Genomic DNA, 24,649 nt, shown 5'->3' with positions numbered 1-24,649 from the left:
CGGCCGCTCGTCAGGTGGCGACGGGCCGGTCATCGCGGGGCGTGATCATCCAGGCCACGAGGGGTCTGCCGGGTGGGGTCCCAGCAGCCGTCGCAGTGCCGGTGACGATTGCAGGACATGGGAGAACATCAGGTCGGCCGGGACGGTGGAGCCGGGGCCCGGCCGGTCGAGGTTCCTGTGGTGCCATGTCGTGATCTGTTCGGCGAGGCCGGCCAGTCGTGGATCCGCGGGAGACCATTCCAGGGCGTGGGAGATCGTCCGGTAGAGCTCGACGAATGCCGGATCGTCGAGGGCCGCGCCCTTGACGGCGACCCATTCGGGTACGGCTTCGGGAGTCTGGGCGGCGAGCATGATCCAGACGTCGCGTTCCAGGCGCACCAGACCCTCGCCGACGCCCAGGGCACGCTCGCGGTCGAGGATGCGCACGACGTCCTCTGGGAGGAACAGCCGGTCTCCGGCGGCCAGTTCGGAGATGCGCCTGCGGTGTTCGCGAAGCTGGTCCATCTTTTCGGCGAGGGAGCGGTCGATCTCGGTGACGGCCTCGGCGAAGTGGCCGGGGCCGGCGTGAAGGAGTTCGTCGATGCGGGCGAGCGGGACGCCGGCGTCGGCCAGGGTCTTGATCCGGATCAGGTCGACGACGGCCGCGGCGCCGTACCGGCGATATCCGGAGACGTCCCGCTCCGGCTCGGGCAGCAGGCCGAGATGGTGATAGTGGCGGACGGCGCGTACCGTCACGCCGGTGTGGGCGGCGAGCTGGCCGATGGTGAGCACCTCTACATCTTCGCGTCGCACATCAGGTGGTCCATCGCGGCGTTGATGAGCTTCTCGATGGGGAGGGCGTTCTCGTTGGGGGCCCACAAGGTGGTGAGCAGGACCATTCCGCGGCGGCCGTCCTCGGTGAAGCCGCTGTGGGTGGTGTGACCGGGGGTGTTGCCCGCGTGACCCCAGTAGGGGCCGCAGGGGGATTGGAGCTGGGCGATTCCGAGGCCGTAGCGTGCGCCGGGGAAGACGGGGTCCCATTCGGGGGCGGGGACGGTCTGCTTCATGGCGGCGAGTTCGGCCGGGTTGAGGAGTTCGCCGCCGAGCAGGGCCTGCCAGAACCGCACGAGGTCGGGCATCGTGGTGATGAGGTCGCCCGCGGCGTTGGCCGGGGTGAGGTTCCATTCGGTGGTTTCCACCGGCTCGGGGCTGTCGGGGAACTCGGTGTAGCCGGTCGGGTGCGGGTCAGGGAGCTTGGGGTCGTCGCCCGGGGAGAAGGTGCGGTCGAGGCCGAGGGGGCGGAGGATCCGGTTCGCCACCTCCTGCGGGCGCGGGTTTCCGGTGACCTTCTCGATGATCATCCCGGTCAGCGTGTAGTTGGTGTTGGAGTAGCTCCAGCGCCGGTCGCCGGGTTCCGGGATCCAGTTGGGTTCGTGGCGCATGGCGAGGGCCACGAGGTCCTCGGCGGTGTAGGAGTCGTGGCGGTGCTCGCGGAAGTCCGCCGCGGTCCAGATCGGGACGTCGAAGATGTACTCGGGCAGGCCGCTGGTCTGCTGGAGCAGCCGCCTGACGGTGATCTTGGCGCCGTCGTTGCCGTTGCCGCGTACCACGCCGGGAAGCCAATCCTCGACGGTGTCGTCGAGGGACAGCCGCCCTTCGCCGACGAGCTGGAGCGCCACGGTGGCGGTGAAGGTCTTGCCCGTGCTGCCCATCCGGAAGAAGCTGTCGTGGGCGATGGGCCGGCCGGAGGTCGTGCCGCAGTGAGCGGTCAGCAGTTCGCCGCCGGTGTGCGCCGCGGCGAGCAGCCCGGGGACGCCCTTGTCGTGGATGGCCTGAAGGTCGGCCTCCAGGACTGATCTGTCATATGTGCTTGGCATGGATCCGATGCTGAACCCCTGACGCAGGGTCAGGGTCAAGCCCTCCGGAGCAGGTTCTCGGTATAGGCGGCCGGCCGGGCGGCGTCCGCCGGGTCGAGTGTCTTCAGCGACAGGCCGGCCTTCCGCCCCCGGTCGAAGACGGAAAGCGCCGCCGACGGAGGCCGGTCGATCCAGCCCACGATCGGCCGGACCGCGTCGGGGACGGGCCGGGCGAAGAGCCGGGCCAGCAGTTTGAGCGAGCCTCTGACCAGCGGATTCCGGTGGCCGGTGCCGCTGCGGGTGAAGCCGGGGTGATAGAGCACGTAACGGGCCTTGCTGCCGGCGACGTCGGCGAAGGCCACGCCCAGCAGGTCGTTGGCACGGCCGGCCTGGAGCTGGGCGCGGATCTGGCCGTAGCGGCGGGTCAGCTGCGGGTCCTCCCAGACGATGCCGCCCGCCGTGTTGCCCGCTCCCGCCACGTTGATGATCACCGGAGCGGGGGCGGCGTCGAGCAGCGGGATCAGGCGGTGGCTGAGCAGGCAGCGGCTCAGGAGTACAGCCTGACGCCGCTGGGCAGGACGCTGCTCGAACCGGTCTCCGCCCTCGCCGGCTGGGCGGTGCGCCACGAGGCGGAGATCAACGAGTCGCGATCCCGATATGCGCGGTGAGCTGGAATCATTCCATGATGCGGGGTTTCTGATGATCTTCGCTGGGTGATCTTCCTTGGCGTGAAAACGACCATGGTGCTGCTCCTGGCAGCGGCGCTCATCGCGGTGGATCCCGGCCAGAGCGGGGCGGCGCTCGCCGCGCCCGCCGCGGGCTGCGGGTTCAGCGCGCGGCACCTGACCTTGGCGGCCGGTGAAACGTTCGCACTCGACTTCAGCTTCCGCAATCCGACGGCGAGCGATCCCGACACCACGTTCACCGCGGTGATGCTGGAGAACGACTTCTACGGCCCCCGCCACACCTATCTCGTCAGGAACGTGGGCGGCGGCACCGGGGTCAACGTGAACACGCACCTCACGACGGGCGCGGCGCCCATCGGAACCGACGACATCACGATCGAGGTCACCTCGTCGCACACGGGCGCCACCATCCTGGCCACGTGCACGACGAGGCTCACCGTCAGCGGCGACACCGATCTCGACGGGATTCTCGACGAATGGGAGACCTCGGGCATCGACGGGAACGGCGACGGCGTCGCCGACCTCACGCTGACCGGCGCCAACCGCCGCCGCAAGGACATCTACCTGGAGCTTGACCACATGCAGCAGCACGACCTGCTGCCCGTGGCCGGCCAGAACGTCGTGGCCGCGTTCGCCGCCGCCCCGGTGGTCAACCCGGACGGCAGCACCGGGATCACCCTGCACATCGACCTGGACGAGGAGCTCGCCCACGAGGACGACGTGACCACGTGGACGGAGTACGACACGATCAAGGCCGGCGCTTTCGGCACGGCCGCCCAGCGGGCCAGGCCCGAGGTCATCGAGGCCAAACGCAAGGTCTACCACTACGTGCTGTTCGGGCACACGCGCGACGGCGGCAACTCGTCGGGACGGGCCGAGATCAACGGCAACGACGTTCTGGTGACGCTCGGCGGCACGCCCTGGACCGTGGACGCCGCGGGCCACCACGTCGGCGACGTCCGGGAGCAGGCGGGCACGCTCATGCACGAGTTCGGCCACAACCTGGGCCTGCGTCATGGCGGCGCCGACAACACCAACTGCAAGCCGAACTACATCAGCGTCATGGGCTACTCCTTCCAGACCACGCTGATCCCGCAGGTGACGGGGCCGAACCGGCTGGACTACTCCCGCGGGGCGCTGACCGAGCTGAAGGAGAACTCGCTGCTGGAGTCCGACGGCGTCGGCGCCGGCGGGACCGACTTCACGTTCTGGAGCGCGGACGGCGGCGCCGGCGGCCTGAGCAGCGGGCAGGCCAACGGCCCGCTCGACTGGAACGAGAACAACGGCCAGGACCCCGCGCGGGTCTCCGTCGACATCAACAACCTCGGCTTCGACGACTGCCGCGCCAGCCCCGGCCAGACGCTGACCGGGCACGACGACTGGGCCAACCTCGACTACAACTTCCGCGACGACCCCGACTACGCCGACGGCACGCACTCGCCGACGCCGCCGGAGATCACCGGTGAGGTCGCGGCGGAGATCCGCGAACGCGTCGAGCGGGCGCTGGCTCCGAAGGCCGAGGCCGGGGGACCGTACACCGGAGTGGAGAACGCGCCGGTCGCCTTCGCCGGCGGTGCGACGGGGACGGGCACGCTCACCTATGCCTGGGACTTCGGCGACGGGAGCACGGGCACGGGCGCGCAGGCCACGCACGTCTACGGCGACGACGGCACGTTCACGGTCACGCTGACCGTCACCGACCAGGGCGGACGCACGGGCAAGGACACGGCCTCGATCACCGTCGCCAACCTCGCGCCGGCCGCGGCCATCGAGGGGCCGGACACGCGCGTCGCCCGCGCGGGGGTCGCGGCGGAGTGGGCGGTGCGCGGCACCGACCCCGGCAGTGACGACCTGACCGTCACCTGGACCTGGGGCGATGGGCAGATTACGAGCACCGCGTACCTGATCGATCCGCCGGGCACCGACCCCGACCCCAGCCCCGACGTGCGGCCGCGCGACGTGCGCGACGTCGCCCGCCACACGTGGACCAGGCCTTGCGTGTACGGCGTGCGCGTGACGGCGGCCGACGACGACGGCGGTGAGGCGGCGGACGAGGCGACGCTGGTCGTCACCGGCGACGGCGGCGACGGCGGCGGGCCGAGGCTGCTGGCCTTCTGGGCGCTGCGCATGCGTCCCGGCGGAGCGCCCGTGGGCTGCCTGCTGCGCACGGTGGAGCACATGAGCAGGGTGTTCTCCGAGGTCGTGGACGTCTCGACCAGGGATCGGGCGTTCACCGTGCTGACTCCGCGTGGCATCGACCCCCGTCGTCAGCTCGACGCCCAGTTGCTGACGGCCTGGCTGAACTTCGCCGAGGGCGCCCACACGCTGGACGAACTCGTGGACGGCGACGGCGACCAGGTCCCGGACACCTCGTTCGCCTCGGCCATGGCCAGGGCGGAGGCCGTGCGCCTGGATCCCGCCGCCACGCCCGCGGCGATCGCGTTCCAGGTGAGCGTGCTCAACGGCATCAACGTGTAGGCGGCCGGGTGTTGCCCCCGCCCTTCAGCGCGGGGCGGGGGCATCGCGGACGGCTACTCGACGCGCACGATCTGCCAGCGCGGCGGGGTGCCGGTGGACATCGCGTCCGAGCAGCTGCAGTTGCCGCAACCAGGGGTCATCGTCTTCTCCTCGCCATGTCGGGGAAGGGATGACGTACCCGTCACGACCGGCCCTCACGCTGACCCCCCGGCCAGACTTGCCAGTCATCCGGCGGTGTAGCCGCCTGCGAACTCCTCCGACGGCGGGATGTTGGTGATCACGTCGACCAGGACGCCGTTGGGGTCGGCGACGATGAAGTGGCGCTGGCCGAAGTCCTCGGTCCTGATCTCCTGCTCGGGCTTCAGCCCTTCCGTGAGCACGAGGCGCTCCCACTCGGCGTCCACGTCGTCCACCTCGATGTTGAGCAGGATGCCCTGAGCGGGCTTGCGGTACGCGGCGGGCACCGTGGAGTGGTCGTAGTTCAGCAGGGCCAGCTCGAAGGCGTCCCGGCGCAGGCTGACATACCAATCGGCCTCGAAGGTGACCTCGAACCCGAACAGGCGCACGTAGAAGTCACGCGACTCGGCCAGCCGGGAGCTGCCGATGACCGGGTAGAAGCTGCTGACGTTCATGAGAAGTTCCTTTCACATACCATCGGTATGTGAAGTAAACTAGCTCGCATACCGTCGGTATGTCAAATGGAGGTCGATGTGAGCACCCGGGCCGAGCAACGTGAGCAAACGCGCATGACGCTACTGCGTGAGAGCAGGCGGCTGTTCGCCGGCCAGGGTTACGCCGCGGTCGGGCTGGCCGAGATCGTCGCCGCCGCCGGGGTGACCAAGGGCGCCCTCTACCACCACTTCGCCGGCAAGGCCGCGCTGTTCCGCGCCGTGCTCGACCAGGTGCAGCAGGAGGTGGCCGCGCGGGTGGTCGCGGCGGCCGACGCCGAGAAGGATCCCTGGGACCAGCTGGTGGCCGGCTGCCAGGCTTTCCTGACGGCCAGCACCGATCCCCTGCTGCAGCGCATCATGCTGGTGGACGGCCCCGCCGTACTCGGATGGGCGCAGTGGCGGCAACTCGACGCGGACAACTCCGCGCGCCACCTGGGCGAGGCGCTCGCCGGGCTGGTCGAGCTGGGCGTCATCGCGCGCCAGCCGGTCGACCCGCTGACCCACCTGCTGTCCGGCGCGATGAACGAGGCGGCGCTCTGGCTGGCCGCCGCGGGCGGGCCGCGCGACCTGGCCGACACCCAGGCCGCGCTGGCCCGGCTGCTGGACTCGCTGCGCGCCTAGCGGCTGACGTCCCGATGCGCGCCTAGCGGCGTACGTGCAGGCGGACCACGGCGCCGCGGTCGTCCTCGCAGACCTCGCGGCGGATGCGGCCGATGATCTCGCGGTCCAGCTTGTTCACGATCGTGCCGACGTCGGCCGCCGCGGGGCAGGCCAGGTGGACGTTGAGCCGCTCGGCGTCGCCCACGACGCGTACGGCCGCGCCGGTCAGGCCCTCGACGTCCTTCAGGCCCACGCACAACATCGCGGTACCCGTCCCGCTGCGCGCGCCCCTGCGCCCCCAACCCAGGCCGAGCAGGAACCAGCGCAGTGAGAGCAGGGCGAGCACGAGCAGGATCAGCGCCAGCAGCCAGAGCATCCACGGCTGCGCGGCGACGGACTCGGCGGCGGCGTCGGGCAGGACCTTCGCGCGCGGGGCCAGGCCCGGCAACAGGTTCTGGCCGCGCAGGTAGGCATAGGCGCCGGCGGCGAGCAGGATCGTGCCGACGACGGCCAGGCCGATCCGGTTGCCCGAGTACTGGCGCATCACAGCCCCCTGGTGCGCAGCCGTACCACGACCTCGCCCGCGCAGATCGCGCCGAGGCCGGCCAGCCGATCGCCCACCGCGGTGCCCACCTGCCTGAGCATCGCGCCCGAACTCTCCGATCCCGTGGTCACGGTCACCTCGATCGCGCGTTTGCGCAGCCGGACGCGGGCGCGGGCGACGCCGTCGACGTTCTGGGCGACCGCGCGCAGCGTGCGGCGCAGCCCGGAACGGGTGATGCCGATGACGATCAGCGGGTCGGCGGTCTCGACCGGAACCAGCCGTGAACGTCCCGGCACGATCGCCAGCGCCAGCAGCCCCGCGCCGCCGATCACCGGCACGAGCGCCGCGAAGGAGATCTCCCACCACGTGGTACGGCCGGCCACCGCGAGCACCCGATCCAGCGGAATCCATCCCAGCGGCGTCCCCATCAGCGACGCGACCAGCTCGGCCGCGGTCAGGCCGAGCCCGGCCGTGAGCGCCAGCGCGAGCGTCACGCCGACGGGTGTGCGGGCGGGCTTCAGCGCCCGGGTGAACCTTTTGCGCGGAGTCTCCGGTTGGGCGAGGGAAGCTGCGCCCGGCAGCCGCTGCTGGAGCGTGGTCATCACATCGACCATGGGTACACGGCTCATAGCCGCCCGTCGCCCTCCCCGCCGCCGGTTTGCCGGATCATTACGGGACTTCCGAAGAATGCGAATCATGCTCATGTCCGGTTACGCTGCAGCCATGGATGACCGTCAGCGCTACGACCGCGCCACCGCCGCGCTCGAACCACCGTTCGCGATCCTCGATCTGGCCGCCCTGCGCGCCAACGCCGCGGACCTGGTACGGCGGGCCGCCGGCAAGCCCATCAGGGTGGCCAGCAAGTCGGTGCGATCGCGACCGGTGCTCGAACGCATCCTGGCGATGGACGGCTTCCAGGGCATCATGGCTTTCACCCTGCCCGAGGCGTTGTGGCTGGTGAGCCAGGGTTTCACGGACATCCTCGTCGCCTACCCGACCGCCGACAGGCAGGCTCTGGCCCGTTTGGCCGCGGACGCCGCGGCCGCCCGCGAGATCGTGCTGACCGTGGACTCCGCCGGCCATCTCGACCTCGTCGAGGACGCGGTGGCCGGGGTGCGCTCCCGGCACGAGATCCGGCTGTGCATCGACATCGACGCCGCGTTCATCGCCCTGAGCGGGAAGTTCCGGGCCGGAGCGCTGCGCTCCACGATCCGCGAGCCCGAGCAGGCCGCCGAACTGGCCGCCGCCATCGCCAAGCGCCCCGGCCTCCGGCTGAGCGGCCTCATGGCCTACGAGGCCCAGATCGCCGGAGTGGGCGACGACCCGCCGGGGAGCGCCGCCTACGCCCGTCTCGTCCGCCTCATGCAGAGCCGTTCGGCCCGTGAGCTGATCATCCGGCGGGGCCGTATCGTCAACGCGGTCCGCCGGGTCGCCGACCTCGACTTCGTCAACGGCGGCGGCACCGGCAGCGTCGAACGCACCGTCCGCGAGAAGGCCATCACCGAGGTGGCGGCAGGGTCCGGGTTCTTCCATCCGCGGCTGTTCGACTTCTACCGCGGTGTCAGCGGCCGGCCCGCCGCCCTGTTCGCCCTGCCGGTGGTGCGCCGGCCGGCTCCCGACATCGTGACCGTGCTGGGCGGCGGCTACCCCGCCTCGGGAGCGGCGGGGCCCAGCCGCCTGCCGCAGCCCTACTTCCCCGCGGGGCTGCGCTACGCGGCCGACGAGGGCGCGGGCGAGGTCCAGACGCCGTTGCTCGGCCAGGCCGCCCAGGACCTCAGGGTCGGCGACCGCGTCTGGTTCCGCCACGCCAAGGCGGGTGAGATGTGCGAACGTTTCGACACCCTGCATCTGATCGACGGCGACGAGCTCGTCGACCGGGCCCCCACCTACCGCGGCGAGGGCCGCACCTTCCTCTAGTACGGCACGTAGAAGGTGAGCAGGTCCGCGGTGAGCGGCGGGAACAGGGCACGGAACAGCTCTCCCCGCCTCGTGTAGACGTCGGGCCTGACGCGGGTCAGCCCGTCCATCCCCTGCGCCCCGAACACCAGGGCGGGCAGGTAGTCCGGCGCCACCGCCGCGCCCGTCGCGCCGGGCCCCTGCATCGGGCCACCGGTCGTGACCTCGCCGAGGCCGTCGGCGGTGACTGGAATCCGGTAGTGCGCCCCGAAAGTCGTGATCACCAGCTCCGGCCCCGCGTCATCCACCCCGGACTCGGTGAGGCGCCGCCAGAGCAGGGGGCGCAGCCGGTCGAGCAGCGCCGCGGCGTCCGGGATCCGGACGTAGTACTGCTCCGGCTCCTCGCGTGGCTCGTCCTTCACGAACTCCTGCCAGGCGGCGGCGGTGACCGTACCGGCTCGGTGGACGACCCGCAGTTCGCCGCCCGGCGTGAGCGCGGCGACGCCGCGCAGCAGGTCCCGCGCGGCCGCCTCGTCGGACGCGGCCGGCTCGGCGAGCAGGATCTCGCCGTCCGGCGGCGAGACGCGGCCGGAGGCGACGACCGCGCCGTCACGTTCCAGCACCCAGGTGCTGCTGCCGTCGTGGGCCAGCAGCCAGCGCGCGCACGCCGCGGAGTGCGGCATGGTCACGTCGAACCGGCTCTGCGCCACGTCCTGCAGCGCCCGCAGGGCGGGGAGGTCGGACGGCTCGGCCCGGCGGAGGGCCGGCGCGCCGTCCCCGGGCGGCAGGCGGCGCACGCTCGGCGCCGGCGGAATGTCGATGGCGTACTCGTAGCCGAACAGCCGGTAGAAGTAAGGGATCCCGATCATCGTCTGGATGACGTGCCCGCGCGCCGCGGAACGTTCGTGCGCCCACGCCATCAGGGCCCGCACCAGCCCGCGCCCCTCGTACGCCCGGTCGGTGGCGACCAGTTCGACCTGTCCGGCGGGCAGCCACACCCCGCCGATGCGAACGTTCTCATCCAGCAGCGTGGCGGTCGAGACGACCCGGTCTCCGTCGACGACCACGGCGCAGGATTCCCACCCGGCCTCCGGGTCCTCCACGACCAGCCGGTGGTCCACGGCGTCGACCGGTTCGCCGCGTTCGGCGAGCAGGGCGCTGATCTGGTCGAGGTCCGCGGGCCGCGCCTGGCGTAGTTCCAGGTCACCGGGCAGCGGGACGGGGTTGTTCGTGCTCACGGCCGCGACTATGGCACCGCACGGTGCCGTGCGTCCATCGAGTTTCCGCGTTACTGCGAGCGCGCGCACACCGGGCACGCGGCCTGCACCAGAGCGCGGCGTTCCTCGTCCACCGCGACCACTTCGCCACTTCCCAGGCAGCACCGGCACAGGCGGAGCAACGCCGTCTCCGGGTCATCCCACCCCGGGCTGTTGCAGCGGTGACAGGCCAGCGGGATGCCGCCCACCCACTGCACCCGCCTCCCCCGGCACTGGGGACACATGGGCTCACGGTTCATCCCGTCACTCCCTCTCCGATTGAAGGTCCCATGGGGTGAACGCCATCGTTTCCACGGCAAAGTTTCAACCGAAGGTTCAACGATACCGTTGAAGTCATGGACATCAAGGACATAGCCCGTCCCCTCGACGGCGCGGCCATCTCCACCTTCCTCCAGTCTCTGCCCACCCGGCCCCTGCTCCTCGGCCTGGGCGAGGCCACCCATCGTGTGGACGCGCTGCCAGAAGTGCGCAACGAGATCTTCCGGCACCTGGTCGAACATGAGGGTTACCGATCGATCGCGCTCGAAAGCGACTGTCTCATGGGCCTGATCGTGGACGACTATGTAACGAAGGGAACCGGCACCCTCGACGAGGTCATGGAGCGGGGCTTCAGCCACGGCTTCGGCGCCTTCCCCGGCAACCGCGAACTCGTGCGATGGATGCGGGCGTACAACGAGGAGCATGAGGAAAAGATCCGGTTCTTCGGCTTCGACGGCCCGCTGGAGTATTGGGCGGCGAGCCCGCGGCAGGCGCTCACCGCACTCTACGACCTCCTCAACGATCCGCTCCCCTGCACCAGGGAAACGCTCGACACGCTGCTCGGCCAGGACGACCGGTGGTCGAACGAGGACTCGGCCATGGATCCGTCCCAGTCAATCGGCCAGTCCGCCGAGGCGCAACGGCTGCGGCTGATCGCCGACGACCTGGTGGCGCTGCTCGACACGCAGGCGCCGGGGCTGGGCGTGGCGGAAAGGGAGCTGGCCGCACTGTACGGGCGCACCGCCACCGGCCTGCTGCGCTACCACTACTGGATGGCCGACGCGTCCCCTGCGCGGTGGAGCCGGCTGTCGAGCCTGCGGGACGCGATGATGGCCGCCAACCTGCGCGCGATCGCCGAACTCGGCCCGGCCCTGATCTTCGGCCACAACCTCCACCTGCAGCGCAACAAGGCCACCATGAGCTTCGGCGACCAGACGCTGGAGTGGTTCGGCGCGGGCGCGATCGCCGAGACGCACCTGGGCGACCGCTACACCTTCCTGGCCACGGCGCTCGGCACGATCGGCACCGAGGTCCCGCCCCCGGACACCGTGGAGGGCATCCTGGCCGCGCTCCCCTGGGATCGCACCCTAGCCGACGCCCGCCCATTGGCCGAAGCCCTCACCCGGCCTCTGACCGAAGCCCTCACCCTTCCTCTGACCGAACTTCCTCTGACCGAGGCCCACACCCGGCCGATCCCGCGCACTTCGCACGACTTCGCCTACTTCCCGCTGGACCCGGCCCACCTCGGGCTGATCGACGGCATCGTCTTCCTCAGCGAGGTCGCCCACCGCGCCGAGGCCGGGCAACCGTGACCGGCTCCCCGGCACCAGGTCGGACCGGGGCCGGCTCACCTGCGACCGCCCGGCGGCCCAGGTCCCGCACCGGTCTGATCAGCAGCAGCGCGGCCACCACGCCGACGGTCACCATCGCCGAGCCCAGCAGGAAGGTACGCGGCTCGACCAGCAACGCGGCCGGTCCTGCCAGCGCCTGGCCGACCGCCATGCCCGCGACCGACCCGGCCACCTGGTAGGCCGAGACCCGGTTGAGAACGTCGGGCGCCACCTGCGTCTGCACGCTGGTCGTCCACATCACCGACCAGAACGCCAGCGCGATCCCCCCGAGCACATGCCCGGCCATCAGCACCGGTAGCGGCGGCCCGAGCGCGACCGTCAGCGGCACCGCCACATACCCCGACAACGCCACCGCCCCCGCCGCCAGCGGCCGGCCCGGCCGGAGCCGGATCGCGACCAGCCCGCCCGCCACCGTGCCCAAGCCGAGCGCCGCCATCACCCAGCCGTAGTCGGCCCCGATGACCTGCGACGACAGCGGCACAGACGGCCCGATCACCAGAACCCCCCAGAACACCCAGACCAGGATGACCGACCACATCCAGCTCCTGGCCTTGAACTCATGCCACCCTCGGCGCAGATCGCTCAGCACGTCCGAGGGCTCCGGCTTGGGTACGGCCACGCGGACCAGCAGCAGGAGCACCGCGCTGACCAGGAACGTTCCCGCGTCCAGCGCGTAGACGAAGACCGGACCCGCCGCCAGCACCAGGATCCCGGCCAGCGCGGGCCCGGCCAGGTGGGTGATCGCCTCGGCGATCTTCAGGGTGGCGTTGGCCCGCTGCGGATCCTTGGAGACGAGCGGCACCATCCCGTTCACCGAAGGCTCGAACATCCCGGCCCCGATCCCGGACAAGAACGCCATCGCCAGCAACAGGGCGTACGGCGGAGCGCCGTCAAGGAAGGCGACCGCCACCGCGCCCTGGCTGAAAACCCGCAACACGTCCGCGCCGATCATCACGGTTCTGGCGCCGAAACGGTCGGCCAGGACACCGCCGAAGAGCATGACAAGAACCGCGGAAGCGGTCCAGACGGCCAGCACATAGCCGACTCCCGCGATGCCGTACACCTGACCGATCGCGAGGGCGGCGGCGACGGGCATCATGGCGTCACCGAGCAGCGAGATCGTCCGGGCGCCGAAGTAGAGGGTGAAACTCTTCATCCACATAAGCAACAAGTCTGGATATTTCCAGATCAGACCACCGGTGTCGCAGATGACATCATTAGGTACATTTGCGTCATGCCCTCAGCGCCACCCGCGCCCCCACACCCAGGTCCACCCGCGCCCTCACACCCAGGTCCACGCCCGCTCTCACTCCCGGAGCCACCCGCGCCTTCACACTCAGCGCCACCCGCGCCCCCACACCCGGAGCCACCCCTGACGGCGGCAACAACGCGGCCCCCGATCACGCTCCCGGTGTGTCCTCCGGCGCCTCCCCCGCCCAACCCGCACCGCGTCGTCGCGCTCGTCGGTGAGAACCAGGAGCTCTACCCGGTCACCTCGGCGTCGGCGGTCTTCGGCTACCAGGGGCAGGAGATCCCGCAGCACTACAGCTTCCGCCTCTGCGCCGAACGCCCCGGTCCGCTCACCACCACCCTTGGCAGCCCCATCCACGTCGAACACGGCCTCGACGCCCTCGACACCGCCGACACCGTCATCATCGCGAGCTGGACGGTCTCGCCGACGCCCGCCGTACTCGCCGCCGTCGCCGGAGTCCACGCCAGAGGCGGCCGGATCGTCGCCGTCTGCGCCGGTATCTACATCCCCGCCGCCCTCGGCCTGCTCGACGGCCGCCGCGCCTCGGTCCACTGGGAACTCAGCGCCGACCTGGCCGCGCGCCACCCCCGCATCGTCCCCGACGACACCGTCATCTACGTGGACCACGGCGACGTCGCCACCGCCGGAGCCTCGGCCGCCACCCTCGACCTGTGCCTCCACCAGGTACTCCAGGAGCACGGCGCCTCCCACGCCATGCGCATCGGCCGCCAGCTCGCCGCCGGGCCGCGCCGCGAGGGCTGCCAGCGCCAGTACCCTCCGCTCCCGACGACCGGCCCCATGCCCGACTCCCTGGCGGGCCTGCTGGAATGGCTCCTGGCCAACCTGTCCGACCCCATCACCGTCGAGGACATGGCCGCCTTCTCCGGCGTCTCCCCCCGCACCCTGACCCGCCAGTTCGCCGACCAGCTCGGCGTCCCACCGGCCCGCTGGCTGCTGGAACGCCGCCTCGCCACCACCCGCGCGCTACTGGAGGACACCGACCTCCCGGTCGAGACCATCGCCACCCGCGTCGGCCTCTCCTCGGCGGTCAACCTGCGCCGCCGCTTCCACACCGCCCTCAACACCACCCCGGCCGCCTACCGCCGCTCGTTCCGCTGACATCGCCGGTACGGCGGGCGCGGCCCGTACCCCATCGTGGGCAGACGCGACAGTGCCGCCGGGGAAGCACCCAGGGTTGTTGCCCTACGGCACCGCCCGTCCCCGCCGGTCGGCGGCACGCTCCCGGGAAGGCCACCAGGTGAGCCCGCGCCATCTCCCACCCCGACCGTCTGCCCTTCACCGCCTTGAGGGTGCCCGATACCGGTCCGAGCGGCTTCTACTGGCGCGGGAGCTTGATGCCGGCCGCGCGCAGGTTGGCTTCGACCAGCGCGTTGAGCCGGGCGAGCGCCGGTTCCTGGTCTTCCCGGTGATGGTTGACCAGGCCGTACCGTGAGGCGGCGTCCGGCTGGTTGTGAAATCCGTCCGGCATCACCAGCAGCGCGCGGTCGGCCAGCAGCTTGTCGGCCAGCGCGGACGCCAGCTCCTCGATCCGCGGGTCGTCGGGCTCCCACGATCTGGCATCCAGGCCACGCTTGGTCAGCTCGACGAACTCGGGATCGCCGAGCCGTTGCTCAAGCTGCTGCAGAAAGCCGGCGAAGACCCCCGGCACCAGCGCGCGAGCCAGCACCAGAGCCTCCCGTTGCGTGGCCACGTATTCGGGATCGAAGCCAAGCTCGACAAGCCGATCCAGAACCGCGCAGGCCCGATCGGGCAGCAGGACCCGGTCACCATGGGCGAGACGGTGCAGAGTGTCACGGCGCGCGATCAGGTCGTCGATACGTTCGGTGAGCCGGCGACGCACGTCATCCAGGGCGGTGGCGAACCGCTCGGAGTCAGCGTCAAGCAGGTCACCGATCTCTGCCAGCGGCACACCGGCCTCGGCCAGCGTCCGAACCTGAACCAGCCGCAGCAGGTCCGCCGACCGATAGCGCCGGTACCCAGAACCGTCACGTTCCGGCTCGGTAACCAGGCCAAGCCGGTGATAGTGCCGCACGGTCTTGATCGTGACCCCGACGAACGCCGCCGCCTGACCGATCGTCAGCCCATCCACCATCGCCCCAGCACACCTCCCGACCACGAACGGCCACAGCCCCCGAACCGCGACCCTCTCGCAGGACCGAACCATGGACGCCGGCGACCTCCGAGGCCGGGGTCGCGGGCATCACAGGGGCGAGGATAGCCCCCATCCGTTCAAGCTGAACCGGCAGATACTCCAGACCTCCGCCCCGCCGCGGGACACGTTCAAGGTCACCCACGGGCCGGGCGAGCGCCGACAGCCCCCAAGGTCAACACCGCGGCCAGTACCGGGTGCCAACAGCAGGAGTGGTGGTCCCTCACGCTTCTCACACACGCACCGCCACGCCAGCCGGCCCCCGAACACGAGACCTACCCCGGTCGTATCATCGATGGTGTGAGTGAGCAGGTGTGGACTGTGGCCTGGTGGCGCTCCGGTTGGGGCGTCTGGCCAGGCGAAGAACCCGACCTCACCACCGAGCCCGCATACACCACGCTCAACCTCCCGCACGTGGCGTCGGACGAGGCCGGATACTGGGCACTCGGAGTGATCCCGCACGGTTCAGGATCGGTTCGTTGCCGGTTCGGCGGCGACCCGGACGGGGAAGCCAAGTTCCTTGCCCGGATCGCCGAACAACGCCGACGCCGACGCCGGTTCTGGCCCTTCTAGCCAACCTACGAGATGTCGCGGGCGTTCTCGCAGTCCACCGACTTGGTCTGTTCGTCCGTCGCCCGGAACTCTTTGCCCGTGTCGAACGTGCCCGCCTGCGACACGTCCGCCTTGTACCGCCCTGACTTGCACGGCGACAGCGCATACGAATAGACGTGCTCACGTCCCGGAAGCTCGTGGAACTGCTCGTAGCCGACCTTCAGCCATTATCCGCCGAACCGGCTTTCCCTGTACGACACCTCGATACGCGTGAGCTGCGTAGCGATGACCCCCGGCTTCGAGCACCTCTGATGCACCTGCACCCGCGCCCTTGGCGCTGCGCTCCCGAAGCGGACAGCCTCAATCACCATCTCTTGAAAGCAGCCGACCGCCGTGGCTGGACGCGGCGGAGGCGGATCCGTCGTGCTACCAGCGCAGCTTTCCGGGGCCGCGCCAACCGCGGCCACGGCCACCGCCAAGAGCTTGAACCTCGCAACACGCACAGTCCGCTCCTCTCCTGGGCTCCGCGCCACCCCCACAGCTCGGCCAGGCATGCCACCAGGGCAACCCCCGCCCGTGCGCTTCTGCCTCTGCCGAACGCGGCAGCGGTACCGGTGACGACCCCTGATCCAGCACCACCACGACCACCGACACCCGCCCGGCCACCCAAGGCAAACCCGGCGAGGTCAGCTCCACCAGCCGCACGCGGCACTGCTTCAACCGAACGGCACTCACCACGCCGCCCGGCTCGAGACGACCATCATCGCTTTGCCGTCGAAGGCCCACACTTACAAGTCCTCATGGGGGCTCCAGGTGAATCACCGTTTCTTCACCGGACGGAACGCCCCCGACGCGCCGGTTGCTGCTGACGCAGGGAACCGTGAGGTACGCCTTGTGCTCCCGCGAGCGAACTGAACCCGGCGCCCATCGCCTGGAGATCCAACCCGAGACGACCTAAACCGAGCAATGGACCTGATCAACGCTCAATGGCGCAAGGCCCATCGCAGTGCCGGCAACGGCGGCAACCGCGTCGCGGTCGCCGTGATGGATGTAGGCAAGGAAGGCCGCACCCCGCGTCTACGCCATGCGAGACAGCAAGAACCCTGACCCGACAAGGTGCTGTTCTTCATCCTCACCGAGTGGGACGCCTTCCGGCTCGGCAGAAGACAGGTCAGATCAAGGACTTCGCCAACCGCCTCGTAACACGGCCCCGCAAACCCCGGACACAGACTCCGGCTCAGTTGCCACACACCAGGGCCTACGGTGCTGGAGGAGCGACGCCGCCCAGGCACCCGTATGTTTCTGGCGTGGATCCTGCCGCAGCCGCCGGGCGCACCGGGTGCCGAGGCCACTTCCTCAGGGATCGCCCGCCCCGGCGCAACAGCTGGACGTCAGCCATGTGGGGAGCGCGAGGGTTCTCCCTCGCCCGGGGTGTGGGGCAGCGCCCCACTGTCACAGCCCGAACCCAAAAGCGCGAAGCGCTCCCCATGGGAAGGACCGCGCAGTTTCCCCGGGGTGTGGGGGCAACGCCCCCACTGTCACAGCCCGAAGGCCCGAGCCTGTCAGCGGCGCCGCCTGCGCCACAGCATGATGGCCGCCCCCACCACCAGTACCGCCCCCACCCCGATCAACACCGGCGCCAAGCTCGGCGGCTCGTCGTCCCACAGGTGGTCCGGGTCGTCCTCGATGCGGACCGGCCGGGCCGTGAAGCCGAGGGCGTCGCCGACGGACGTGGCGATGTGCCCGGCTCTGCTCCGGACGTCGGCCACCGTGCGTTCGGCCACGCGCTTGGGGCTTACCCGGTCGGCGATGGCGTCGACCGTACGCGCGAGCTCCGTGCGCGTTTGCGCGATCCGCCGCTCCATCTCGTCCGGGTCGGTGTCAGCCATGGCTCTCCTCTCGCAGGCGATCAGTCTGTCAGGTCAGGTCACCGTACGGCACGCCGGGCAGGCCGGTAGGTTCTGGGTCATGACCGAAACCAAGCTGGCAGCTGGTGACGCCGCGCCGGAGTTCGCCCTTCCCGCCGCCGACGGCAGCACCGTCTCGCTCGACTCGCTGCGCGGCAAGCGGGTGATCCTCTATTTCTACCCTGCCGCGATGACTCCGGGCTGCACGAAGCAGGCCTGCGATTTTCGCGACAATCTGGGGCAGCTGACCGCGGAGGGCTTCGTGGTGCTCGGCGTGTCCAAGGACAAGACCGACAAGCTGGTCAAGTTCACGGAGCGGGACGCGCTGACGTTCCCGCTGTTGTCGGACCCTGAGCTCGCGGTGCACAAGGCGTACGGCGCGTACGGCACCAAGAAGCTGTACGGCAAGGAGGTCGTGGGCGTGATCCGCTCCACCTTCGTGATCGACGCCGACGGCAAGATCGAGCAGGCCCTCTACAACGTGAAGGCCACCGGCCACGTGGCGAGCCTGAAGAAGAAGCTGGGCCTGGACTGAGGGGCGCGGAAAACCCGTGCTCCCGGCCGCCTTGGGGCAGCTAGACTACGGGAGTTCCGCTGCTGCAGCAGGGACGCGGGCGTGGCGAAATCGGCATACGCGGCAGGTTTAGGTCCTGTTGGTGGAGACACTGTGGGGGTTCGAGTCCCCCCGCCCGCACACCCACCACGGACAAAGATCGGGCCGGGTGGCGCTTCCTCTTCGCCACCCGGCCCGACGTCGTGATCATGATCGACCATCACGATCTCCCTTTACCCGCCTCTGAAAGGCGCTCCCAGGAGCAATCTTGCCGGAAGGCCGGTAAGGAGGGTGTTAAGAGCCGTTCATGTCAGACCTGGGTCGTACGGCGTGTTCCACCTCCAGGCGGACAGAGGGCTTGCGGGTGGTACGTATCGTGAGGATGTGTTCGGCAGGTTTCGCGCGTGGTCGCAGCGCCACGACAAGCTGGTCGATGCCCTGTGGGTGTCGCCTCTCATCGGCCTGTGTCTGTTGACGGCGGTGCCGTACAGCAATCTCAGACCTGAGGACCCGGGCGCCTACATCTCGATGGGCGGCTATGTGGGGCTGTCGGCGATCCTGCTGCTGCCGCTGCTCTGGCGCAGTTCGCGGCCGGTTCAGGCGTTCGCGGTGATCGCGTCGATCAGCTTCGCGCAGTGGCTGCTGAAGCTCGATCCGATCCCGGCCAACCTCGCGGTGCTGGTGGCGTTGTTCTCGGTCGCCTACCGGGCGCGCTTTCTCTGGGCGGCCCTGGCCGGGCTGGTGGCCGAGCTGGGGATCTTCCTGGCGCTGGTGCACTGGGACAATCCGTCGCTGGGGATGTTCACCACCGGGACGATCTTCGTGGCGACGATCTGGCTCACCGGCATCTACGCCAACACCCGGCGGCGCTACCTCGTCAGCCTGGAGGAACGGGCCGAGCGGGCCGAGCGGGAGCGTGACCAGCAGGCCAGGATCGCGGCGGCGGCCGAGCGCACGCGGATCGCGCGGGAGTTGCATGACGTCGTGGCGCACAATGTGAGCGTCATGGTCGTTCAGGCGGACGGCGCCGGGTTCGCGATCGACGCCGATCCTGAGCAGGCGCGGCTGGCCGTACAGAACATCTCCAGGACCGGGCGTGAGGCGCTCGCGGAGATGCGCAGGCTGGTGGGGGTGCTGCGGCAGGATGACGCGCCCGGCACCGACTACCTGCCCCAGCCGGGTCTCAATCAGCTTGAGGAGCTGGTCAGGGGCGCGGGCGTACCGGCTGAGCTGCAGGTTTCCGGCGCGCCCGGCGAGCTGCCCGAGGGGCAGCAACTCGCCGTCTACCGGATCATCCAGGAGGCGCTCACGAACGCGCTCAAACACGGCGGCCCGGCCGCCAAGGCGCTGGTCGAGCTGAGGTACGGCAGAGCCGAACTCGTGGTCAAGGTCACCGACGACGGCAGGGGCGCGGCGGCACCGGCGAGAGCGGGCGGCCACGGCCTGGTCGGCATGCGCGAACGCGTCACCATGTACGGCGGCGCCGTCACGGCCGCACCCAGGCCGGGCGGCGGCTTCGAGGTCCTCGCCCGGCTCCCGATCCAGACCCAGAGGGCGGCCTAGAGCATGATCCGGGTGATGCTGGTGGACGACCAGCAGCTGCTGCGCACGGGCTTCAGGATGGTGCTGTCGGCCCAGCCCGACATCGAGGTCGTGGCCGAGGCGGGAAACGGCGCGCAGGCCCTGGAGATCCTGCGGCACACCGAGGTGGACGTGGTGCTCATGGACGTACGCATGCCGACCATGGACGGCGTCGAGGCGACGGCCAGGATCAACGGCCCGAAGGTGCTGATGCTGACCACGTTCGACCTGGACGAGTACGCGTTCGCGGCGCTGAAGGCGGGCGCGGCGGGGTTCCTGCTGAAGGACGTGCCCCCGGCGGACCTGGTGACGGCGATCCGGCAGGTGCACGCGGGCGACGCGGCGATGGCGCCGAGCACGTTGCGGCGTGTGCTGGACAGGTTCGCCGCGCATCTGCCGTCGGGAGAGGCGGCGGCGGTGAAGGAGCTGACGCCGCGCGAGCACGAGGTGCTGCTGATGGTGGGGCGCGGCCTGTCGAACCTGGAGATCGCGGCCCGCCTGGACGTGGCGGAGGCCACGGTGAAGACGCATCTCGGCCGCATCCTGGCGAAACTGGGGCTGCGGGACCGCGCGCAGGTGGTGGTGTACGCCTACGAGGCCGGCCTGATCGTGCCCTCGAATCGGCCGAAAGGCTGACCGCGGTCATCTCAGGGGGCACACGAAGTCCCTCCTCAAGGGTCATGGATCTCGAAATTTCCGCCCATAGCGTGGGTCGAGTTCGAAGAACCACGACCCAGGAGTGAACGTGACCCTCACGGAGACACGGCGCCAGGCCCCGCCGGCGGTGGTGGCCAGAGCCCTGACCAAGGTGTACGGCCAGGGCGACGCCCAGGTGCACGCCCTGAGCGGCGTCGACGTGTCGTTCGCGACCGGCGCGTTCACCGCGATCATGGGCCCGTCCGGCTCGGGCAAGTCCACGCTGATGCACTGCCTGGCCGGCCTGGACAGCGCCACCAGCGGCACCGTGCACATCGGCGACGTGGAGCTGACCGGTCTCGGCGACAAGCAGCTGACGTTGCTGCGCCGCGAGCGCATCGGCTTCATCTTCCAGGCGTTCAACCTGCTCCCGACGCTGACCGCCGAGCAGAACATCCGGCTGCCGCTGGAGATCGCCGGCCGCCTGGCGGATCAGCAGTTGTTCGACCGCGTGATCGCGACCGTCGGGCTGAAGGACCGGCTGTCGCACAAGCCGAGCGAGCTGTCCGGCGGCCAGCAGCAGCGCGTGGCGGTGGCCCGCGCCCTCATCAGCAAGCCTCAGGTGATCTTCGCGGACGAGCCGACGGGCAACCTCGACTCGCGCAGCGGCGCCGAGGTGCTGTCGTTCCTGCGGACGAGCGTGCGCGAGCTGGGCCAGACGATCGTCATGGTCACCCACGACCCGGTGGCCGCCTCCTACGCCGACCGCGTGGTGTTCCTGCGCGACGGCGCCCTGATCTCGGAGCTGGCGCAGCCGTCCCCGCAGACGGTGCTGGACACCCTCATGAAGCTGGAAGGGTGAGCGGGGTGATCAAAACGGCTCTGGCCGGCCTGCGCGCGCACAAGCTGAGACTGCTTCTGACCTCGCTGGCGATCACGCTCGGCGTGGGCTTCATCGCCGGCACGTTCGTCCTCACCGACACCGTCGACGCGGGCTTCTCGCAGAAGGTCACCGCGGAGGCCGACAAGGTCGCGGTCGCGGTGCAGTCCAAGGACGTGGAGAAGCCGCTGCCCGCCGCGCTGCTCGGCAAGATCAAGGAGGTCTCCGGCGTCCGGGACGCGCAGGGTCTCATCCGCGGCTCCGCTCCCCTGCTCGGCAAGGACGGCAAGGCGATCGGCGACCTGCCGACCACCGCCATCTCGATCCCGACCGGCGAACTGGCCCGCGCCACGATCGTCAGCGGCACCGGCCCAGGCAACGACGACCACGCGGTCGTCGTGGACAAGAACACCGCCAAGGCGCAGGGCATCAAGCCCGGCGACACCGTCACCGTGCTGGACCACCGCCAGGCCCGCCACGACTTCAGGGTCGTCGGCATCCTGGACCCCGGCCTGGACCAGGAGCTCGGCTTCACCGGCGCGGTCGGCTTCACCACGGCGACGGCGGAGAGGCTGACCGGCGCCAAGGGCTTCACGGAGATCGACGTGGCCGGCGCCGACCCCGCGGCGCTGAAGAAGGCGGTCGCCGCGGTGGCCGGCGGCGCCGTGGTCATGACCGGTCAGGAGCTGGCCGACCAGATGGCGAAGGCCGCGGGCGTGTCCACCGACATGATCACCGCGGGCCTGCTGTTGTTCGGCCTGATCGCCATGCTGGTGGCGGCGCTGGTCATCTACAACACCTTCAACATCCTCATCGCCCAGCGCACGCGCGAGATGGCGTTGTTGCGCTGCATCGGCGCCACCCGGCAGCAAGTGTTCGGCTCGGTGCTGTTCGAGTCGGCGATCGTCGGCGTGGTCTCCTCGGTGCTCGGCCTGCTGGCCGGCTACGGTCTTGGCGCGCTGGCGATGACGTTGCTGGCCGCCTTCGACGCGCCGCTGCCGACCGGCGCGGGCGTGTCGCTGGCGCCCAAGACGATCGCGATCGGCCTGGCGGTCGGCATCGTGGTCACCGTGGGCGCGGCGCTGCTGCCGGCCCGGGGGGCGACCAAGGTGGCCCCGATCGCGGCGCTGGGCTCGCAGGTGGAGGAGCAGACGTTCCGCGCCGGCGTGCTGCGCATGGTCTTCGCCGGGCTGTTCCTGCTGGCGGGGGCGGGTACGACCGCGGCCGGGGTGATGATGACGCCCGGCGAGATGGTCTCGCTTTTCGTCGTCATGGGCGGCGGCGCGCTGACGTTCCTCGCGGTGCTGATCCTGGGACCGGTCCTGGTCAAGCCACTCAGCGCGCTGGTCGGCTGGGTGCCGGGCAAGCTGTTCGGGGTGCCGGGCAGGCTCGCCGTGGACAACTCGGGCCGCAACCCCAAGCGCGCGGCCACCACCACGGTCGCGCTGACGATCGGGGTGACGCTGATGACGCTCATCTCGGTGATCACCGCGTCCACGCGGGTGACGATGGACGCCAAGCTCGACAACCAGTTCCCCGTCGACTACATGATCATGACGCAGTCACGCGAACCCACCGTCCCCCGGGAGGTCGCCGAGAAACTGCGCGCCCTGCCCGAGCTGAGCGCCGTGGTCTCGATCCGCGAGGGCACGGCCAAGGTCGGCGGCAAGAAGTTCGACGTCGGGACCTGGTCGGGCCCGCTCAAGCCGGTCGTCAAGAGCGGCACCATGGACGGCTTCGGGCCGGGCCAGGTGGCCCTGACCGACTATCTGGCCACGGACCTCGGGGTGAAGACCGGCGGCACGATCACAGTGAGGGGCGAGCGGCTCAAGGTGGTGGCCCTCCTCGACGGCGAGGAGACGCCGCTGCCGAGCATCACGCTGCCGGAGACCTCGTTCGACAAGCAGTTCACCGGCGCGCTCGACTCCCGCGTGATGGTCAACATCAAGGACGGCGTCGCGCCCGAGCAGGCCCGCAAGCTCGTCGAGGCGGCCACCGCCGCCTACCCGACGGTCCAGGTGCAGAGCTCCACCGACGTGCGCGGGCAGTTCGACGACGCGCTCGACATGGTGTTGATGATCATCACGGCGCTGCTGGGGCTGGCCATCCTCATCTCGCTGCTCGGCATCGCCAACACGCTCTCGCTGTCGGTGCACGAGCGCACCCGTGAGTCGGCCCTGCTCCGGGCGCTCGGCCTGACCCGGCCTCAGCTGCGCCGGATGCTCTCGGTCGAGGCGCTGGTGCTCGGGCTCATCGGGGCGCTGGTCGGGGTGGTGCTCGGCGCCGTCTTCGGCTGGGCCGCGGTCAAGGCCATGATCGACGGCGCGGTCTATCAGCTGCCGATTGGGCAGGTGCTGCTGTTCGTGGCGCTGTCGGGGGTGGCGGGCGTGCTCGCCGCGGTCCTGCCCGCGCGCCGCGCCGCCCGCGCCTCGATCGTCGGCTCCCTGGCCGCCGGGTAGCTCATCGGGGGGTACGGCCCGGCCACTGCTCGGCGACCGTTTCCGGGTCGAGCAGTGGCCGGATCGCCACCTCTCCGGTGGCCCCGTCGATGACGATGCAGCAGCCGCCGACGCTCTCGGGCAGCTGGACGGGGTCGGCGGGTTCGGGCTCCCTGACCCAGGCCACGTAGCCCTCGCGGAAGGCGTGGAGCCCGACCGAGACCGCCTCATCGGCCGGGCGGACGCCGTTGAAGTACTCCTCCGCGACCGCGCGGGCCTGGTCGAGGTTCACCGCGGCAGCCCCTGCCGGTCGACGACGACGCAGAACACGCCCGTCACCGTCGTGTACGGCGGCTCGACCGCCATGTGCCCGCGCTGCGCGTCCACCCAGATCACCTCTCCCGACATGTTGACGGCGTTCCACGCGTGGGCGCCGCCACCCGGCCAGCGCACCACCAGCACCGCCGCCGCCCCGTGCCCGGCCTCCACGAGCCGTCGCGCGATCACCGGGTAGGCGTGCCGTCCCTGTCCCGCGCACTCGAACCGCTGGCCGACCCAGCGCTCCATCCTGGCGATGCCGCCGTCCTCGCCGGTGAGCAGGGGACGGCCGGCCTTGTCGTACTCGGGCAGCCGGGGCGCGGCCGCCGCCGGCTCGCCGTGCCAGGTGGACAGCACCGCCAGCGCGCAGTCCACGGCGTTGCCGGCGCGGAACGGGTCGTCGGCCGGGCCCTCACCGTTGATCAGCCGGATCCAGGTGCCGCGCGGATCGGGGAACCGGCCGCCGGACGGAACCGCCCGGATCAGGTCCTGCTCGACCTGCGGGTCGGGGTGCGCCAGCCCGCCCGGCACCCCGTACGGCCGGCACCCGGCCAGCTTGGGCGGCCGGTCGGGCAGGTCGAACCAGTCCTCTCCGGTGAAGTCGTCGACGCTGCCGGGCAGGGCCGAGTCGGCGGCCAGTTCGTAGTCGCGCCAGCGCACGCCCTCGGCGACCAGCGGGTTGTAGTGCCCGCCGGGAAGGCTCCACCGGTTGCCGGACTTTCGGTCGCGGAACACGTCGCCCGATCGTAGAGGCCCGGTCGCTCT

At 70.6% G+C, this 24,649-nt stretch carries 24 protein-coding genes and 1 tRNA gene; 13 read left to right on the top strand and 12 right to left on the bottom strand.

What is annotated here, in order from left to right; all coding sequences use genetic code 11:
• Positions 1–45: 45 nt before the first annotated feature.
• The 3 genes from ACIBKY_RS07180 to ACIBKY_RS07170 are packed head-to-tail and all read right to left on the bottom strand — an operon-like array spanning position 46 to position 2,461.
• Positions 46–792, bottom strand: coding sequence for a MerR family transcriptional regulator (locus ACIBKY_RS07180; protein ID WP_397095097.1), 747 nt, complete (start codon positions 790–792; stop codon positions 46–48).
• Positions 774–1,856 (bottom strand): serine hydrolase domain-containing protein, encoded by a 1,083-nt coding sequence (locus ACIBKY_RS07175; RefSeq protein ID WP_397095096.1) that lies wholly within the window; start codon positions 1,854–1,856, stop codon positions 774–776. The genes ACIBKY_RS07180 and ACIBKY_RS07175 overlap by 19 nt, the downstream gene beginning before the upstream one ends.
• A 35-nt stretch (positions 1,857–1,891) precedes the next feature.
• On the bottom strand, positions 1,892–2,461 hold the full coding sequence (locus ACIBKY_RS07170; protein WP_397095094.1) for a hypothetical protein: 570 nt from the start codon (positions 2,459–2,461) through the stop codon (positions 1,892–1,894).
• A gap of 102 nt (positions 2,462–2,563) precedes the next feature.
• Between ACIBKY_RS07170 and ACIBKY_RS07165 the strand changes: the two genes are divergently transcribed.
• Entirely contained in the window at positions 2,564–4,999 is a 2,436-nt protein-coding gene (locus tag ACIBKY_RS07165; protein WP_397095093.1) for a PKD domain-containing protein, read from the top strand.
• A gap of 224 nt (positions 5,000–5,223) precedes the next feature.
• Here ACIBKY_RS07165 and ACIBKY_RS07160 read toward each other — a convergent pair whose 3' ends face one another.
• Positions 5,224–5,631: a VOC family protein gene (locus tag ACIBKY_RS07160; RefSeq protein ID WP_397095092.1), complete on the bottom strand. Its 408-nt coding sequence runs from the start codon at positions 5,629–5,631 to the stop codon at positions 5,224–5,226.
• A gap of 66 nt (positions 5,632–5,697) precedes the next feature.
• On the opposite strand from ACIBKY_RS07160, the gene ACIBKY_RS07155 reads away from it, so the two are divergent.
• Positions 5,698–6,291 (top strand): TetR/AcrR family transcriptional regulator, encoded by a 594-nt coding sequence (locus ACIBKY_RS07155; protein WP_397095090.1) that lies wholly within the window; start codon positions 5,698–5,700, stop codon positions 6,289–6,291.
• A 22-nt stretch (positions 6,292–6,313) separates the two neighbouring features.
• Here ACIBKY_RS07155 and ACIBKY_RS07150 read toward each other — a convergent pair whose 3' ends face one another.
• Together ACIBKY_RS07150 and ACIBKY_RS07145 are read right to left on the bottom strand one after the other, a co-directional pair.
• Positions 6,314–6,814 (bottom strand): hypothetical protein, encoded by a 501-nt coding sequence (locus tag ACIBKY_RS07150; protein WP_397095088.1) that lies wholly within the window; start codon positions 6,812–6,814, stop codon positions 6,314–6,316.
• A complete protein-coding gene (locus ACIBKY_RS07145; protein ID WP_397095087.1) occupies positions 6,814–7,416 on the bottom strand; it encodes a DUF6286 domain-containing protein in 603 nt (200 codons plus the stop codon). The genes ACIBKY_RS07150 and ACIBKY_RS07145 overlap by 1 nt, the downstream gene beginning before the upstream one ends.
• Positions 7,417–7,537: 121 nt before the next feature.
• On the opposite strand from ACIBKY_RS07145, the gene ACIBKY_RS07140 reads away from it, so the two are divergent.
• Entirely contained in the window at positions 7,538–8,731 is a 1,194-nt protein-coding gene (locus ACIBKY_RS07140) for an amino acid deaminase/aldolase (RefSeq protein WP_397095085.1), read from the top strand.
• Here the strand turns inward: ACIBKY_RS07140 and ACIBKY_RS07135 are convergent.
• Positions 8,728–9,948 (bottom strand): GNAT family N-acetyltransferase, encoded by a 1,221-nt coding sequence (locus ACIBKY_RS07135; protein WP_397095083.1) that lies wholly within the window; start codon positions 9,946–9,948, stop codon positions 8,728–8,730. The two genes, ACIBKY_RS07140 and ACIBKY_RS07135, sit on opposite strands and share 4 nt — an antisense overlap.
• 374 nt (positions 9,949–10,322) lie before the next feature.
• Between ACIBKY_RS07135 and ACIBKY_RS07130 the strand changes: the two genes are divergently transcribed.
• Positions 10,323–11,558: an erythromycin esterase family protein gene (locus tag ACIBKY_RS07130; protein WP_397095082.1), complete on the top strand. Its 1,236-nt coding sequence runs from the start codon at positions 10,323–10,325 to the stop codon at positions 11,556–11,558.
• Here ACIBKY_RS07130 and ACIBKY_RS07125 read toward each other — a convergent pair.
• On the bottom strand, positions 11,518–12,753 hold the full coding sequence (locus tag ACIBKY_RS07125) for an MFS transporter (protein WP_397095081.1): 1,236 nt from the start codon (positions 12,751–12,753) through the stop codon (positions 11,518–11,520). The two genes, ACIBKY_RS07130 and ACIBKY_RS07125, sit on opposite strands and share 41 nt — an antisense overlap.
• Before the next feature lie 255 nt (positions 12,754–13,008).
• On the opposite strand from ACIBKY_RS07125, the gene ACIBKY_RS07120 reads away from it, so the two are divergent.
• Positions 13,009–13,968 (top strand): GlxA family transcriptional regulator, encoded by a 960-nt coding sequence (locus ACIBKY_RS07120; protein WP_397095079.1) that lies wholly within the window; start codon positions 13,009–13,011, stop codon positions 13,966–13,968.
• Between the two features lie 217 nt (positions 13,969–14,185).
• On the opposite strand, the gene ACIBKY_RS07115 is transcribed toward ACIBKY_RS07120, so the two are convergent.
• Positions 14,186–14,962 carry a MerR family transcriptional regulator gene (locus tag ACIBKY_RS07115; protein ID WP_397095077.1) on the bottom strand — a complete coding sequence of 259 codons (777 nt, stop codon included), beginning with the start codon at positions 14,960–14,962 and terminating at the stop codon, positions 14,186–14,188.
• A gap of 357 nt (positions 14,963–15,319) precedes the next feature.
• Between ACIBKY_RS07115 and ACIBKY_RS07110 the strand changes: the two genes are divergently transcribed.
• Entirely contained in the window at positions 15,320–15,592 is a 273-nt protein-coding gene (locus ACIBKY_RS07110) for a hypothetical protein (protein WP_397095075.1), read from the top strand.
• Positions 15,593–16,537: 945 nt separating this feature from the next.
• Complete coding sequence (locus ACIBKY_RS07105) at positions 16,538–16,678, top strand: hypothetical protein (protein ID WP_397095073.1); 141 nt, start codon at positions 16,538–16,540, stop codon at positions 16,676–16,678.
• A 455-nt stretch (positions 16,679–17,133) separates the two neighbouring features.
• Here ACIBKY_RS07105 and ACIBKY_RS07100 read toward each other — a convergent pair whose 3' ends face one another.
• Positions 17,134–17,460 (bottom strand): DUF3618 domain-containing protein, encoded by a 327-nt coding sequence (locus tag ACIBKY_RS07100; RefSeq protein WP_184965813.1) that lies wholly within the window; start codon positions 17,458–17,460, stop codon positions 17,134–17,136.
• A gap of 79 nt (positions 17,461–17,539) precedes the next feature.
• On the opposite strand from ACIBKY_RS07100, the gene bcp reads away from it, so the two are divergent.
• From bcp to ACIBKY_RS07070, 6 genes are all read left to right on the top strand, one after another.
• Complete coding sequence (bcp, locus tag ACIBKY_RS07095) at positions 17,540–18,013, top strand: thioredoxin-dependent thiol peroxidase (RefSeq protein WP_397095071.1); 474 nt, start codon at positions 17,540–17,542, stop codon at positions 18,011–18,013.
• A 75-nt stretch (positions 18,014–18,088) separates the two neighbouring features.
• Positions 18,089–18,172 (top strand) — tRNA-Leu (locus tag ACIBKY_RS07090).
• Positions 18,173–18,415: 243 nt separating this feature from the next.
• Positions 18,416–19,594 carry a sensor histidine kinase gene (locus ACIBKY_RS07085; protein ID WP_397095069.1) on the top strand — a complete coding sequence of 393 codons (1,179 nt, stop codon included), beginning with the start codon at positions 18,416–18,418 and terminating at the stop codon, positions 19,592–19,594.
• A 3-nt stretch (positions 19,595–19,597) separates the two neighbouring features.
• A complete protein-coding gene (locus ACIBKY_RS07080) occupies positions 19,598–20,248 on the top strand; it encodes a response regulator (protein WP_397095067.1) in 651 nt (216 codons plus the stop codon).
• A 109-nt stretch (positions 20,249–20,357) separates the two neighbouring features.
• On the top strand, positions 20,358–21,110 hold the full coding sequence (locus tag ACIBKY_RS07075; RefSeq protein ID WP_397095065.1) for an ABC transporter ATP-binding protein: 753 nt from the start codon (positions 20,358–20,360) through the stop codon (positions 21,108–21,110).
• A gap of 5 nt (positions 21,111–21,115) precedes the next feature.
• The gene (locus tag ACIBKY_RS07070) at positions 21,116–23,587 is read left to right on the top strand and encodes an ABC transporter permease (protein WP_397095063.1); all 2,472 of its coding nucleotides are present in this window, start codon (positions 21,116–21,118) and stop codon (positions 23,585–23,587) included.
• Position 23,588: 1 nt separating this feature from the next.
• On the opposite strand, the gene ACIBKY_RS07065 is transcribed toward ACIBKY_RS07070, so the two are convergent.
• A complete protein-coding gene (locus tag ACIBKY_RS07065) occupies positions 23,589–23,858 on the bottom strand; it encodes a hypothetical protein (RefSeq protein WP_397095062.1) in 270 nt (89 codons plus the stop codon).
• On the bottom strand, positions 23,855–24,619 hold the full coding sequence (locus ACIBKY_RS07060) for a toxin glutamine deamidase domain-containing protein (protein ID WP_397095060.1): 765 nt from the start codon (positions 24,617–24,619) through the stop codon (positions 23,855–23,857). Before ACIBKY_RS07060 ends, ACIBKY_RS07065 begins: the two co-directional genes overlap by 4 nt.
• Between the last annotated feature and the right edge of the window lie 30 nt (positions 24,620–24,649).

Source organism: Nonomuraea sp. NPDC050394 (assembly GCF_044459065.1).
In the GTDB taxonomy this organism is placed as follows: domain Bacteria; phylum Actinomycetota; class Actinomycetes; order Streptosporangiales; family Streptosporangiaceae; genus Nonomuraea.
The sequence above is the reverse complement of the archived record's forward strand: the minus strand, read 5'-3'. Positions and strand labels throughout refer to the sequence as shown.